This window comes from Methylorubrum populi (assembly GCF_002355515.1).
Taxonomy (GTDB): Bacteria; Pseudomonadota; Alphaproteobacteria; order Rhizobiales; family Beijerinckiaceae; genus Methylobacterium; species Methylobacterium populi_A.
Map to the genome: position 1 here is coordinate 3,351,200 of NZ_AP014809.1, position 15,072 is coordinate 3,366,271.

Genomic DNA, 15,072 nt, shown 5'->3' on the forward strand with positions numbered 1-15,072 from the left:
AATGGAAATCTTCTGGGGATGGATGCGGGTCGCCGCGTCTCTATGCGTCAAGAAGCGCGAAGGCAAACGCATCGAGCGCTTGCGTCCGCCCGCCGTTTGGCTATTCCTTGTGCACAATGACACGTGACCATTATTTGAGCGCACTGCGCGGGGCGAACGATCCGGAGGCGGAGAGCCCGCCGGTCCTTCTGGCACCCCTGTCAGGTGTCACCGACCTCCACATGCGGCGCATCGCGCAGCGCCTCGGCGCGAGCGCGGTGGTATCGGAGATGGTCGCGGCGGCAGAGCTCGCGAAGGGCGATGCCGAATCGCAGGTCCGGGCCGAGGGCGCGGGGGTGAACCCCCACGTGGTGCAGCTCGCCGGCTGCGCGCCCGAACCGATGGCGGAGGCGGCCCGCATCGCCGTGGCGAACGGCGCCGATGCCATCGACATCAATATGGGTTGTCCCGCCAAGACCGTGACCGGCGGCGAGTCCGGCTCGGCGCTGATGCGCGACCTCGACCACGCGGCGCGTCTCCTGGCCGCAGTGCGCGGCGCGGTCGACGGGCCGGTCACCGTGAAGATGCGGCTCGGCTGGGACCATGCCAGCCTCAACGCCGCCGAGCTGGCCCGACGCGCCGAGGCGATCGGGCTCAACGGCGTGACGGTTCATGGCCGCACCCGCCAGCAATTCTACAAAGGCCGGGCCGATTGGTCGGCGATCCGGTCTGTGGTCGAGGCGGTCCGCATCCCCGTCATCGCCAACGGCGACGTGACGAGCCTGGACGAGGCCCGCGCCTGCCTCGCGCAATCGGGTGCAGCGGGCGTTATGGTGGGGCGTGCGGCGGTCGGACGCCCCTGGCTCGTTGGCGAGATCGCCGCCGGTCTCGCGGGCCGTACCGCTCTGCCGCTCACGGCGGAGCAGCGCGCGGCGGTCGCGGCCGAGCATTACGAGGGGCTGATCGCCCTTTATGGAGCGGCGATGGGCGTGCGCCACGCCCGCAAGCATCTCGCGGCCTACGCCGACGAGGCCGGCGGACTGAGCTCGGACGACCGGCGCCGCCTCGTCACCACCCACGATCCCGCGGAGGCACTCCGCCTCCTGCGGCGCGCATTTCTCGAACCGGCCGGGCGGGCGACCACGCCCCTCGGCGAGGCGGCCTGATGCCTTTCTCCGAAGAGCCCGCTCCCGGATCCCCGCCGCCGGCCGAGGCGGTGCTGAACTCGCTGCCGCTGCCGGTGCTCACCATCGGGCCGGACGAGCGGATCCTCAGGGTCAACCACGCCGCCGAATTGTTCTTCGACGCCTCCGCCCGGTTGATGCTGCGCGGGCGGCTTCGCGACATCATTCCCTTCTCCTCGCCGATCATCGCGCTCGTCGCCGAAGTGCGCCGCCGCCGTTCCAGCGTTTCGGAATACCGCGTCGAGCTGGTGCAGCCCCGTTCGGGCCAGGAGCGCAGCGTCGACGTCTTCGCGACGCCGCTGCGCGACGAGGACGATTCGGTGGTGCTGATGCTCCAGGAGCGCACCATCGCCGACAAGATGAACCGGCAGCTCACCCATCGCGGTGCCGCGCGCTCGATGATCGCGCTCGGCGCCATGCTCGCCCACGAGATCAAGAACCCGCTCGCCGGCATCCGCGGCGCGGCGCAGCTGCTCGAACAGGAGCGCGACGACGAGGACCGCCTTCTCACCCGCCTGATCTGCGACGAGTCGGACCGGATCGTGCGCATCGTCGAGCGCATGGAGCTGTTCGGCGACGAGCGGCCGGTGGAGCGCGGGCCCGTCAACGTGCACGGCGTGCTCGATCAGGTGAAGCGCTCGGCCCAGTCGGGCTTTGCCCGCCACATCCGCTTCATCGAGAACTACGATCCCTCCCTGCCGCCGGTCCTCGGCAATCGGGACCAGTTGATTCAGGTGATCCTCAACCTCGTGAAGAACGCCGCCGAGGCGATCGGTACGGATACGGTCGAGGGCGAGATCACCCTCTCCACCGCCTTCCGCACGGGCCTGCGCCTCCAGATCCCCGGCTCGCGCGAGCGCGTCAGCCTGCCCATCGAGGTGGCGGTGCGCGACAACGGGCCGGGCATTCCGCCCGACATGCTGTCCGACCTGTTCGACCCCTTCGTCACCACCAAGGCGCAGGGATCCGGCCTCGGACTTGCATTGGTGGCCAAGATCGTCGGCGACCATGGGGGCATCGTCGAATGCGATCCCGTTCCCCGCCGCACCGCCTTCCGAATCCTGCTGCCCATGTCGAGCGCCCGCGACGGGCGTGAATCGGCTGCGGAGCGCTGAGTCGAGAGCCATGCCCAACGGCCACATCATCGTCGCGGACGACGACGCCGCCATCCGCACCGTGCTGAACCAGGCCTTGTCCCGGGCCGGCTACGAGGTGCGCACCACCTCGAACTGCTCGACGCTCTGGCGCTGGGTCGCCCAGGGCGAGGGCGATCTCGTCATCACCGACGTGGTGATGCCGGACGAGAACGTGTTCGACCTGCTGCCGCGCATCAAGCGGGTGCGGCCGGAACTGCCGATCATCGTGATGAGCGCGCAGAACACCTTCATGACCGCAATCCGCGCCTCGGAGCGCGGCGCCTACGAGTACCTGCCCAAGCCCTTCGATCTGAAGGAGCTGACGGCGATCGTCGGCCGCGCGCTCTCCCGTCCTCGGGGCGCGCCCGCGCCCGGCGCCGGGCCGGAGAACGAGGACATTCCCCTGGTCGGCCGCTCGCCGGCGATGCAGGAAATCTACCGGGCACTCGCCCGGCTGATGCCGACCGACCTCACCGTGATGATCACGGGCGAGTCCGGCACCGGCAAGGAGCTGGTCGCCCGCGCGCTGCACGATTACGGCCGCCGCCGCACCGGGCCGTTCGTGCCGGTCAACATGGCGGCGATTCCACGCGACCTGATCGAGTCCGAGCTGTTCGGCCACGAGAAGGGCGCCTTCACCGGCGCGCTCTCCCGCTCGGCCGGCCGTTTCGAGCAGGCGGAGGGCGGCACGCTGTTCCTCGACGAGATCGGCGACATGCCGATGGAGGCGCAGACCCGGCTGCTGCGCGTGCTTCAGCAGGGCGAGTACACCACCGTCGGCGGGCGCGTGCCGATCAAGACCAACGTGCGCATCATCGCCGCGACCAACAAGGACCTGCGCGTCTCGATCCAGCAGGGCATCTTCCGCGAAGACCTGTTCTTCCGGCTCAACGTGGTGCCCCTGCGCCTGCCGGCCCTGCGCGAGCGCTCGGAGGATGTGCCCGACCTGATCCGACACTTCTTCGTGCTGGTCGAGCGCGAGGGGCTGACACGAAAGACCCTCGACGCCGACGCCATGGAGCGGCTCAAGCGCTACCGCTGGCCCGGCAATGTGCGCGAATTGGAAAATCTCGTTCGCCGCCTCGCCGCACTGTACCCGCAGGAAACCATCACCGGCCCGGTCATCGAGGCGGAGCTCGACACCCTGCCGCTGGCCCAGCCAGCCGCCGTCAATGGCAGCGGCGCGGCCCGCAAGAACGGGGCGTCCGACAGCGAGACGCTGTCCGGCGCGGTCGAGCGGCACCTCGCCGACTATTTCTCGGGTTATCGCGACACGCTTCCACCGCCCGGTCTCTATCACCGCATCCTGCGGGAGATCGAAGGCCCGCTTATCGGCGCGGCGCTGGCCGCCACCCGCGGCAACCAGATTCGCGCCGCGGAGCTCTTGGGGGTCAACCGCAACACCCTGCGCAAGAAGGTGCGGGATCTCGATCTCCAGGTGTTTCGCACTTCGCGGTGAGGTGACCATCATCGAATGCAGTTTGGCTGCAGGGTCGAGCCAGCCGCAATCGCGCTCCTGAGACGTGATCCGATCTTACGCGATCGGTCACGTCTCTCGATGGCAACGGCCTCGTCATCCGCCAAGCCGACAGTCAAGGCACGACACGACCGGGCGGATGCTCTCGGCTCTTGTTTCGCATCGTCTTTTCCGAAGGCCGGTGGCCAGCTCTCCGGACGATGCTCTCATCATCCGAAATTCAATGTCGTCGACGCGATGTGCTTCGTGATCTGCGATTGTATCTGATCGGTGATGTTCTGAGACACGGATTCCCAGACACTCATGTCCAGATCCAGAGTGATCGCGGAACTGACGATGTTGACACCCTCGTGATGAAACGAGACGAACATCGAGCGCCAATCTTGGAAAGCGATGTCCATACTCAGATAAACGAGCGTCACCGACGCCTGGCCTTGATCAACCTTGAGAGGACCCAAAGCGAGGTTGGTCCGCTTGGTGTCCGATGAGGCCGCACTCCACCAGAATGTCAGGAAGTCCTTGGTCCCGTCATCGTCCGAGTCATTCGACATCAGTTGCGCGAGAGCCTCATATCCTGCCATTTCGGCAGGTCCGAAATAGGCCGACAGAAGAGAGTTCAGGATTTGCCCAATATCGATCGATCCGCTGTAGGTATTTTGACTTATGCCGCCGGTCGTTGCGCTTTTAGCAGCAAATCCAAGATCGATTAACTGCGTCGTGAGCTGATCGTACCAATCCTTCGTGCTCAGATAATCAGTCTTGGTGATATCCACGCCCTTGGATTTGAGCACGGCTCGCGCCGCAGCTTGAGCATAAAGATTCACGTATGCATTCGCCGTGATCATTTCCTTCGGCACATTCAGATCCGCGTAGTTCAACTGCGAATCGACGGCGGTCGCCTGAAGTGCCTGCGGCGCGCTGAGCTTGATAGAAGGCGCGAAGACGAGCGGTTTAAGTGCCGATCCCAGCGTATCGGGAACAAAGGAGATAATCTTCAGCGTGTATTCCGGCGTGATGACCGGTGGAATATCAGCTACCGATCCAAATGATGACGCATTCCAATCGTCCGATTTTTTATTACTGATTTGTTTATCGACTTCTATTTTCAATGTCTTTAGAAATGTCGAACATCCAACTTCCGAATGGAAACTAACATCATACGCCAAGGGACCGCTGACAAGCGGCTTATCGAATGAAGCCACTGCTTTCATCCGGAGGAAGCACTGCGCATAATTACGGCCGAAAATTTCAAAATCCTTCACCTCATCAAATTCGATAAGCAATTTGCCGCTGGCTTTCCCGCACATTTGGAGTCTCCTGGCTGAAAGTCGATCATGCATCGACAACTCTGGATTATCCGAATGCTTGAGATATGAGCAGACGCCGAATGTTGCATGCGTGCGTAAACCGCAAATAATTAGTTGCGCCTCCCGCAACACATGCGAACGATCATTGGCGATAGCTTTTCAGGAATGACCGGAGATGCAAAAGTGACTGCGGGTCCAAATTTACACCAAGATCAAAAGAGTGGCTCCCCAACACATCTCTCAATTTTCCCTTGACAATCTTATGACTGTCCATACAGCCACGACCAAGCAGAAGCCAGTCGACCGATACGTCAAGGCACTCAGCCAATCGACAGATGTTATCGATACTTATATTTTTACCGGATCGCCAACGTGTCAAAGCGCTTTTGTTCACGCCGATTTCGTCTGCCAAGGCATATAGCTTGCGAATACCTCTTGCCGCGAGAGCTTGTTGCAGCCGCTCCGGAAACGATTCCAACATTTCGGCGAAGAATGAGTCCGGAGCGAGCTGAACACCACTCTACATGAAATCAAACCGCCGAATTCCTTACCTTAGGTTGTCCATAGGCATATTGTGCTGACGCTCGAAGCGGCGCAGCTCCTTCGCTTCGCGACCGGCGGCGGGTTCTGTTCCAGGGTCGCCAACTCAGCTAAAGGCGCGCCATGCTGCGCCTTCGCGAGTACCAGCGCGCCGCCCTCGGCGCGCTCGACCGGCATTGGAACCAGGGCGGCGGCCCCGGCCTCGTCGTGCTGCCGACCGGCGCGGGCAAGGCGCTCGTCATCGCCGCCCTCATCCGCGAATGGCTCGAGCGGGCGCCGGGGGCGCGGATCTGCGTCCTCACCCATGTCCGCGAACTCGTGGTGCAGAACCACGGCGAGATGCTCGCCTACTGGCCGGAGGCGCCCGCCGGCATCTTCTCCGCCGGGATCGGGCGGCGCGAGGCCGACGCGCAGGTCGCCTTCTGCTCGATCCAATCGGTGCGCGACCGCGCCGATCTGTTCGGCGCCATCGACCTCATCGTTATCGATGAGGCCCATCTCGTGCCGCGCGCGAGCGAGACCGGCTACGGCCGCTTCCTCGCCGCGGCGCGGGCCGGCAACCCGGATCTCAAGGTCGCGGGCTTCACCGCGACGCCCTACCGCCTCGATTCCGGCCGGCTCGACGAGGGCGAGGGGCGGGTGTTCGAGCGGATCGTCTACGAATCGCTCGTCGGCGACATGATCCATCAGGGCTACCTCGCGCCCCTCGTCTGCAAGGCGACCGCGCTCAGCCTGGACGTGTCGGGCGTTCCGAAGCGCGGCGGCGACTACATTCCCTCGGCCCTGGAGACGGCGGTCAATCGCGAGTGGATCACGCGCGCCGCGGTCGAGGAGATGGTGGCCTACGGGCGCGAGCGGCGAGCCTGGCTTGCCTTCTGTGCCGGGCTCGCCCACGCGGCCTGCGTGCGGGACGCGATCCGGGCCGAAGGCATCACCTGCGAGACCGTGACCGGCACGATGGGCAAGCGCGAGCGCGACCGCATCGTGCGGGATTTCCGCGCCGGGAGGATCCGCTGCCTCGTCTCGGTCGGTGTGCTCTCGACCGGCTTCAACGTGCCGGAGGTCGATCTCATTGCGCTGCTGCGCCCGACCCAGTCCGCCGGGCTCTACGTGCAGCAGGTGGGACGGGCCCTTCGCCGGGCACCGGGCAAGGCGGACGCGATCGTGCTCGATTATGCCGGGCTGGTGCGGATGCACGGGCCCGTCGATGCCGTGACCGCCCGCAGCGTCGCCCTCGGCCCCGCGGCGCCCGGCATCGTGCGGGCGAAACCCTGCCCGGGCTGCGGCGCGCTGATCGCACTGAATGCCAGCACCTGCGACGCCTGCTGGGTCGAGCCCAAAGCGGAGGACGAGGACGCGCCCCACGCCGCCAGCGCCGAGGACGCGCTGCCGATCCTGTCGGAAGCGATCGCGCCCTGGCGCGAAGTCACCGGATGGCGACTCGAGCGCGGACCCGGCGGATCCGGCCCGGACCGGCTCGAAGTCGCTCTGCGCTGGCGCGGCGGTGGTTGCCGGGTCGAGGTCTGCCTGGAACATTCGGGCCATGCCCGCGAGAAGGCGGTGCTGTGGTGGCGCGCCTTCGGGGGCGCCGAGCCGGTGCCGATGTCGGTCGCCGCCGCCCTGGAGCGGGCCGACGAGCTGGAGCGGCCGGAAAGCCTGAAGATCGATGCCGCGGGCCGACTCTCGGAAAGCGTCACGGTCCGCTTCTCCGACGGGCGCCGGTTCCGCGATCTGCGCCGCTGGGGCGGTCTCGCGGCGTGATCGGCGGTCCAAGCGTGGCTGATTCGTATTAATTTCGCCACACTGTTGTGGCCCCGCATCAGCGATGCCGCTGCTGTCGCGACGTTCTCAAAACGCGCCGTCCGATGCACCGTCCGTGGAGGACGGCGCGGAGGCGGTCGCGCGCCGTTTCGACTCGCCGCCGCGGGGGCCCGGCTGGATCGGGGCGGCGGTGGTGCTCACGGCGCTGATCTCGGCTTCCGTCACCTTCCTCATCCTGGCGGGCATCATCCAGATTACGAGGACGCCGACCACGGGCGTCGCGCTCCTCTCGGTCAACGCAATCTTGGTCCTCGCCCTCGTGGTGGTCATCGCCTGGGAGGCGCGGGTCTTCCTGCATGCCCGGCGCACCCACGCCTCCGTGGCGCGGCTGCACACCCGCATCGTCGGCCTGTTCAGCCTGATCGCGATCCTGCCGACGATCCTGCTCGCCATCGTCGCCTCGGTGACGATCGATGTCGGCCTCTCGCTGGGTTTCACCGACCGGGTTCGCGACGTGGTGCTGAAATCGGTGCAGGTGGCGGACGCCTACCAGGAGAATCACTGCCAGTCGCTCGCCCGCGAGATCCGCATCTTCGCCGACGACCTGACCCGCGCGCGGCCGAATTTTGACGTGAACCGCGAGTGGTTCGAGAACTTCATGACAACGCGGGCCCAGGCGCTCGGGCTGCCGATCGTCAAGATCATGCGTGGGCCGAACGAGGTGGTGGCGCGCGCCAACATCGACGTGCTCAAGCAGACGCGCCTGCCCTCGGCCGCGGCCTTCGAGGATGCAGCGAAGTCGAGCGACCCGATCTGCCTGCTGCCGAACGAGGGCCGGGTCTTCGCCGCGCTGATGCGGATGCCGGCCTACGACAACGCCGTGCTGCTGGTGCAGCGCGAGGTGAGCCAGCTCGCCATCGACTTCCCCGGCGTCGCCCGCGCCGCGGCCGCCGAGTACCTGACCTACGACGAACTGCGCCGCTACGTGCAGATCGCCTTCGCCTCGGTCTTCATCCTGATCGCGCTGATCACCCTGCTCTCGGCGGTGTGGTTCGGGCTGAACTTCGCCAACCGCTTCGTCGCCCCGATTCGCCGGCTCATCAACGCCGCCGACGAGGTCGCCGCCGGCAACTTCTACGCCCGCGTTCCGGCGCGAAAGTCCGACGGCGACCTCGCCCATCTCGGCGAGAGCTTCAACACGATGACGCAGGAGCTGCGCCGCCAGCACGACGGGCTGCGGGCGGCCAACGACCTGATCGACCGCCGCCGCCGCTTCACCGAGGCCGTGCTTTCGGGCGTATCGCCGGGCGTGCTCGGCGTCGATGCCGACGGCGTCATCACCATCGCCAATCCCGGCGCGGAACGGACGCTCGGCCTGTCGGCAAGGGAACTGGTCGGCAAGCCTCTGACGGCGGTCGTGCCGGAGATCGCCGCGCTGTTCCCCGAGGCGGAGGGGCGCCAGCGCGCGCTCCAGCAGCAGATTCAGCTCGTGCGCGGCGGGCGCGAGCGCACCATCGCCGTGCGGGTGACCAGCGAGCAGGCGCAGGGCGAGGCCCGCGGCTACGTGGTGACGCTCGACGACATCACCGATCTCGTCACCGCGCAGCGTACCTCCGCCTGGGCCGATGTCGCCCGCCGCATCGCCCACGAGATCAAGAACCCACTGACCCCGATTCAGCTCTCGGCCGAACGCATTCGTCGCAAATACGGAAAAGTGATCACCGCCGACAAGGAAGTGTTCGAGCAGTGCACCGCCACGATCGTGCGGCAGGTGGACGAGATCAAGCGGATGGTAGACGAGTTCTCCTCCTTCGCCCGGATGCCGAAGCCCGCGATCACGCAGCAGGATCTGGCCGAGATTGCCCGGCAGAACCTGTTCATGCTGCGCATGGCGCATCCCGATCTGGACTTTCCGTTCGACACCGTCGGCGCCGACGCGCAGGGCCGCGTGGTGGCCGCCTTCGACGTGCGGCTGTTCTCCCAGGCGCTCACCAACATCCTCAAGAACGCTGTCGAGGCGGTCCAGGCGGTGCCCGAGGACGTGCTGACGGCCGACGGCGGCAAGGGCCGCGTGGCGCTGAAGCTGATCGTCGAGGACGCCTTCGTGGTGATCGAAGTCACCGACAACGGAAAAGGCTTTCCGGCAGAGGGGCGCCAGCGCCTGCTCGAACCCTATATGACGACCCGCGAGGGCGGGACCGGCCTCGGTCTGGCGATCGTCTCCAAGGTGCTGGAGGAGCATGGCGGGGGGATCGAGCTGAACGACAACCCGGAGGGGCGCGGCGGACAGGTCCGCATGCGGCTGCCGCGGGAGGTCGGGCGGGACGAAGGACAGAATTCCGAGTCCGGTGGCGGAGGGGAGCGGACACGCTCCGCGGCACCGGGCGCGCGTGACGGGACAACGATGGACAAGAATACGGAGGGCGCCATGGAAGCGCGACGCGTCGCGGAGATGCAGCCATGAGCGCCGACATCCTGATCGTCGACGACGAGGCCGATATCCGCGATCTGGTCGCGGGCATCCTGGACGACGAGGGGCACCGAACCCGCACGGCCGCCGGCTCCGACGAGGCGCTGGCGGCGATCGAATCGCGCCGGCCCCACCTCGTCTTCCTCGACATCTGGCTCCAGGGCTCGCGCCTGGACGGGCTGCAGGTGCTCGACCTGATCAAGGCGGGCCACCCCGACCTGCCGGTGGTGATGATCTCGGGCCACGGCAACATCGAGACCGCGGTGGCGGCGATCAAATCCGGCGCCTACGACTTCATCGAGAAGCCGTTCAAGGCCGACCGCCTGATCCTCGTGGCCGAGCGGGCGCTCGAAGCCTCGCGCCTCAAGCGCGAGGTGCGCGACCTCAAGGTGCGTTCGGGACAGGCGAGCCGCATCGTCGGCGCGTCCGTGGCGGTCAACCAGCTGCGCCAGACCATCGAGCGCGTGGCGCCGACCAATGCCCGGGTGATGATTTCGGGCGCGCCTGGCGCCGGCAAGGAGCTCTCGGCGCGAACCCTGCACGCCGCCTCCTCGCGGGCGAGCGGGCCCTTCGTCGTCATCAACGCGGCGACGATCACGCCGGAGACGATGGAAGCCGAGCTGTTCGGCGTCGAGGGTGGCGAGGGCCGGGTGCGGCGCGTCGGCGCCCTGGAGGAGGCCCATGGCGGCTCCCTCTACATCGACGAAGTCGCCGACATGCCCAAGGAAACGCAGAGCCGGATCCTGCGCGTCCTCGTCGATCAGAACTTCCAGCGCGTCGGCGGCACCGCCCGCGTCCACGTGGACGTGCGCATCATCTCATCGTCCTCCCGTGACCTCACCGAGGAGATCGCCGCCGGGCGCTTCCGCGAGGATCTGTTCCACCGCCTCTCGGTGGTTCCGATCCGCATCCCCTCGCTCGCCGAGCGGCGCGAGGACGTGCCGGAACTCATCACCTTCTTCATGGAGCAGATCTCGGCGGCCACCGGCCTGCCGCGGCGGCGCATCGCCGAGGACGCCATGGCGGTGCTGCAATCGCACGACTGGCCCGGCAACGTGCGGCAGCTGCGCAACAACGTCGAGCGGCTGATGATCCTGACCCAGAGCGATCCGGAGCAGGAGGTGACGTCCGAGATGCTGCCGACCGAGATCGGCGCGCTGGTGCCGACGACGCCGACCGGCGCCGGCGGCGAGAAGCTGATGAGCCTGGCGCTGCGCGAGGCGCGCGAGATCTTCGAGCGCGAATATCTCATCGCGCAGATCGCCCGCTTCTCCGGCAACATCTCCCGCACCGCCGAGTTCATCGGCATGGAGCGCTCGGCCCTTCACCGGAAACTGAAGTCTCTCGGCATCGGCCCGTAACCGGCCCGCAAGGCGCGATGCTGCCGATTCGCGTACGAGAATCGGCAGCGAGCACGGTTGCAAGAGGTGGATATTGACGCTTTGACCGGCAGGGTACCTCTTGCATCGCGGCAAGCTTCGCCCTGTAATGGAAGAGCGCGGCAGAGCGATCCCGGCATGTGGGAGTCGCCTGCCCGCGACTCCAGGCACGGGGTCCTGCTGATCCGCGGTTGCGGCCTCGAAATAAGGATAACAAGAAATGGCGGGCGAGCGCGCTCAGAACCTCCAGGATACGTTCCTGAACCATGTCCGCAAGAACAAGATCCCGCTGACGATCTTCCTCGTCAATGGCGTCAAGCTTCAAGGTGTTGTGACCTGGTTCGACAACTTCTGCGTCCTACTCCGGCGGGACGGGCACTCGCAGCTCGTTTACAAGCACGCGATCTCCACGATCATGCCCGGTCATCCGGTGCAGCTGTTCGAACCGGACGAGACGGCCCCCGAGAAGGCCTGACCGCGCGATCCACCGCATCCGGCGCGCCCGCGTCGGACCTGCCCCGCTTCGCGGACACCGTGCTCTTCCCGACGATTTCCGTCATTTGCGGGAGTCGGCGGATGCAAAATGGCGTCATCGTTCCGACATGAGAGAACGATGACACGGAGACGCCATGACTGAACTCCTTCCGCCCGGCGAAGCCCGCCTGCAGGCGAAGGCCGCCCCCGAGGGCGAGATTGCCGCCGCGACCCGCACGCTGGTGCTCGGCCCCTATCTCACGCGCGCCGCCCAGCGCTCCGCGCCCGGACAGACCGAGACCGTGCGCTCCGACGAGGCGCGCCTCGACGAGGCCGTGGGATTGGCTGTCGCCATCGATCTCGATGTCGCCCGGGCGATCTCCGTGCATATCCAGCGCCCGCGCCCCTCGACCTATCTCGGCAAGGGCCGGGTGGAAGAGGTCGCCGGGCTCATCCAGGCGGAAGAGATCGGCCTCGTTGTGATGGACTGCGCCCTTTCTCCGGTGCAGCAACGCAACCTCGAGAAGGCCTGGGGCGCCAAGGTCATCGACCGGACCGGCCTGATCCTCGAGATCTTCGGCCGTCGCGCCTCGACCCGCGAGGGCACGCTTCAGGTCGAGCACGCCCATCTCGCCTACCAGAAGTCCCGTCTCGTGCGCTCCTGGACCCACCTTGAGCGGCAGCGCGGCGGCTTCGGCTTCCTCGGCGGCCCCGGCGAGACTCAGATCGAGGCCGACCGGCGGATGATCCAGGAGCGGATGACCCGGATTGAGCGAGACCTCGACGCGGTGACCCGCACCCGCGGCCTGCACCGCAAGAGCCGCGCGCGGGTGCCGTATCCGATCGTGGCGCTCGTCGGCTACACCAATGCCGGCAAGTCGACCCTGTTCAACGCCCTGACGAAGGCCGAGGTGCGAGCGCAGGACATGCTGTTCGCGACCCTCGATCCCACGGCCCGGGCGACCAAGCTGCCCCACGGCGAGACCGTGATCCTGTCGGACACGGTCGGATTCATCTCCGACCTCCCGACATCGCTGATCGCCGCCTTCCGCGCGACGCTCGAGGACGTGATCGAGGCCGACATCCTGCTCCACGTGCGCGACGTCTCGCACGGTGACACCCAGGCCCAGGCCGAGGATGTCGAAGGGGTGCTGCGCGAACTCGGGATCGAGCCGGATGCCGAGCGGATCATCGAGGTCTGGAACAAGTCCGACCTTCTCGACGAGGGCGAGCGCACCCGGCTGGTCAACCTCAGCGCCGCCCATCGCGGCGCCGGGGCGGCGCCCATCCTGGTCTCGGCGCTGACGGGGGAGGGGCTGCCGGCGCTGGCCGAGCGGATCGAGGCACAGGTGGCGCGGGCGCGCTCGACCTTTGCCGTCACGCTTCCGCCGGAGGACGGCGCCTCCTTGAACTGGCTCTACGAGAATGCCGAGGTGCTCGACCGGCAGGCCGAGACCGGCGGCGCAATCGCGCTGACGATCCGCATCGCACCGGAGAAGGAGCCGCGCTTCCTCAACCGGTTCGAGGCGGCGCAGCGCATCGGCGGTCCGCAGAACCTGCCGGCGGCCTAAAGCATCATCCCGAAAGGTGGTTTGCGGCTTTCGGAAAAAGATGATGCAAAAACAGATCCCTGGTGCGTCGTGCTGGATCCGATATCCAGCACGATGCGCTAGGGCCGTCTCCTCGCATCGGCTCCGACGCGCGACGCGGCGGCCCCCACCGACGAAAAAGGGCCGGCACCGCGATTTGCGGCGCCGGCCCTTTTCAGATTTGCCCTCGGTGCGGTCAGTCTTTCGGTGCAGCGTGGGCGACCATGGCGAGGCTGTGGTTCAGCCCGCTCGCGCCACCGCCGATGACCTCGACGCGGGCCCCCGTCTTCGCCCGCCGGGCCGCCCATTCCCGGATCATCTCCAGGCAGGTGTGGTCGACGTGGCGCAGGCCATCCGCGGCGAGGCGGACCGGGGTGCCTTCCGGCGTGCGCTCCAGCGCCTCGTTGAGATGCGGCAGCTGGAGGAAGGTCGCCGAGCCCGAGAGGCGAAGTTCCGGCACCGCCTGGACCGCGCCACCCCGCTCCGTCTGCGCCGCGCCACCCTCGATCTTGAGCGGGCCGCGCAGGTAGTGCGGGATCACCTGGAGCAGGCTGAGCGCGAGACCGGTGAGGACGCCGGTCAGGAGATCGGTGGCGACGACCATCACCATGGTCGCGGCCCAGATCGCGGCGGTGGGCAGGCCGTAGCGCTCGTGCAGGTGGAAGGCGTGGGCCGGACTCACGAGGCGCCAACCCGTCACCACGAGGATGCCGGCGAGGGAGGCGGTCGGCACGATCTTCAGCACCATCGGCAGCATCAGCAGGAAGGCGAGGATCCAGCTGCCGTGCAGGATGGTGGAGGCCCGTGTGACCGCACCCGCCTGAACGTTCGCCGAGGAGCGGACGATCACGCCGGTCATCGGCAGGCCGCCGGCGAGGCCGCAGAGGATGTTGCCGACACCCTGCGCGCCCAGCTCGCGGTTGTACTGCGTGCGAGGACCGTCATGCATCCGATCGACCGCCGCCGCCGAGAGCAAGCTTTCCGCACTGGCAATGACCGCGAGCGTGACGGCCATCAGGATCATCGCCGGCTCGGCCAGGCGGCTCCAGTCGCCCAAACCCGGCAGGGTGACGGCGGAGAAGATGTTCTCCGGCACCTCGACGCGCTTGACGTCCATGCTGCCGACGACGGCGACGAAGGTGCCCGCCAGAACACCCATCAGGGCACCCGGGAGCAGCTTGAGCTTGGCCGGACGGATCTTCTCCCAGCCCAGCATCGCCACGATCGTCGCGAGTCCGACGATGACAGCGCCGGGGCGATTCCCCTCGGGACTGGAGACGAAGTTGAAGAACGCGGCCGGAATCGCGATGAGATTGTCGAGGCCGTTGGCTTTCGGCAGCGCGTCCGTCAGCACATGGAGCTGCGCCAGTACGATCAGGATCCCGATGCCGGCGAGCATGCCGTGCACGACCGCCGGCGAGATCGCCCGGAACCAGCCGCCGATCCGCAGCGCACCGGCCAGGAGCTGGATTGCACCGGCAGCGACGAGGACGGGTCCGAGGGCATCGATGCCGTGTTCGCGGACGAACTCGAAGACGATGACCGCGAGGCCTGCGGCCGGACCGCTGACCTGAAGCGGCGAGCCGGCGAGGAAGCCGACCACGATACCGCCGATGATGCCGGTGATGAGGCCGCGCTCGGCCGGCACACCGGAGGCCATGGCGATGCCCATGCAGAGGGGCATCGCCACGAGGAAGACGACGAAGGAGGCCGGAAGGTCCCGGCCGAGAGTCGATGGCATCAGCCGGGAGAGGGACGCGCGCATGGCGGAAGTCC

Annotated in this window: 11 protein-coding genes; 8 read left to right on the forward strand and 3 right to left on the reverse strand. The window is 67.0% G+C overall.

Annotated features, from left to right (window positions below):
- Positions 1 to 116 precede the first annotated feature (116 nt).
- Genes dusB through ntrC form a run of 3 tightly spaced genes read left to right on the forward strand, consistent with a single transcriptional unit; the run spans position 117 to position 3,758 of the window.
- Entirely contained in the window at positions 117 to 1,145 is a 1,029-nt protein-coding gene (gene dusB / locus MPPM_RS15380) for a tRNA dihydrouridine synthase DusB (protein WP_096485788.1), read from the forward strand.
- Entirely contained in the window at positions 1,145 to 2,278 is a 1,134-nt protein-coding gene (locus tag MPPM_RS15385) for a two-component system sensor histidine kinase NtrB (protein WP_096485789.1), read from the forward strand. The genes dusB and MPPM_RS15385 overlap by 1 nt, the downstream gene beginning before the upstream one ends.
- 10 nt (positions 2,279 to 2,288) lie before the next feature.
- Positions 2,289 to 3,758 carry a nitrogen regulation protein NR(I) gene (ntrC, locus tag MPPM_RS15390; RefSeq protein WP_096485790.1) on the forward strand — a complete coding sequence of 490 codons (1,470 nt, stop codon included), beginning with the start codon at positions 2,289 to 2,291 and terminating at the stop codon, positions 3,756 to 3,758.
- 227 nt (positions 3,759 to 3,985) lie between these two features.
- On the opposite strand, the gene MPPM_RS28035 is transcribed toward ntrC, so the two are convergent.
- Both MPPM_RS28035 and MPPM_RS29360 read right to left on the reverse strand, forming a co-directional pair.
- Positions 3,986 to 5,083: a hypothetical protein gene (locus MPPM_RS28035; protein ID WP_157914197.1), complete on the reverse strand. Its 1,098-nt coding sequence runs from the start codon at positions 5,081 to 5,083 to the stop codon at positions 3,986 to 3,988.
- Positions 5,084 to 5,225: 142 nt separating this feature from the next.
- Positions 5,226 to 5,564, reverse strand: a complete 339-nt coding sequence (locus MPPM_RS29360; RefSeq protein ID WP_096485792.1) for a helix-turn-helix domain-containing protein — start codon at positions 5,562 to 5,564, stop codon at positions 5,226 to 5,228.
- 182 nt (positions 5,565 to 5,746) lie between these two features.
- Between MPPM_RS29360 and MPPM_RS15405 the strand changes: the two genes are divergently transcribed.
- The 5 genes from MPPM_RS15405 (at position 5,747) to hflX (ending at position 13,278) form a co-directional block, all read left to right on the forward strand.
- Entirely contained in the window at positions 5,747 to 7,384 is a 1,638-nt protein-coding gene (locus MPPM_RS15405; RefSeq protein WP_096485793.1) for a DEAD/DEAH box helicase, read from the forward strand.
- A gap of 64 nt (positions 7,385 to 7,448) precedes the next feature.
- Positions 7,449 to 9,848, forward strand: coding sequence for a sensor histidine kinase (locus MPPM_RS15410; protein WP_096485794.1), 2,400 nt, complete (start codon positions 7,449 to 7,451; stop codon positions 9,846 to 9,848).
- Positions 9,845 to 11,215, forward strand: a complete 1,371-nt coding sequence (ntrX, locus tag MPPM_RS15415) for a nitrogen assimilation response regulator NtrX (RefSeq protein ID WP_017486084.1) — start codon at positions 9,845 to 9,847, stop codon at positions 11,213 to 11,215. The genes MPPM_RS15410 and ntrX overlap by 4 nt, the downstream gene beginning before the upstream one ends.
- 238 nt (positions 11,216 to 11,453) lie before the next feature.
- Complete coding sequence (hfq, locus tag MPPM_RS15420) at positions 11,454 to 11,708, forward strand: RNA chaperone Hfq (RefSeq protein ID WP_003600267.1); 255 nt, start codon at positions 11,454 to 11,456, stop codon at positions 11,706 to 11,708.
- Positions 11,709 to 11,862: 154 nt separating this feature from the next.
- A complete protein-coding gene (hflX, locus tag MPPM_RS15425) occupies positions 11,863 to 13,278 on the forward strand; it encodes a GTPase HflX (protein WP_096485795.1) in 1,416 nt (471 codons plus the stop codon).
- 214 nt (positions 13,279 to 13,492) lie between these two features.
- Here hflX and MPPM_RS15430 read toward each other — a convergent pair whose 3' ends face one another.
- Positions 13,493 to 15,061, reverse strand: coding sequence for a SulP family inorganic anion transporter (locus tag MPPM_RS15430; RefSeq protein ID WP_096485796.1), 1,569 nt, complete (start codon positions 15,059 to 15,061; stop codon positions 13,493 to 13,495).
- Positions 15,062 to 15,072 lie beyond the last annotated feature (11 nt).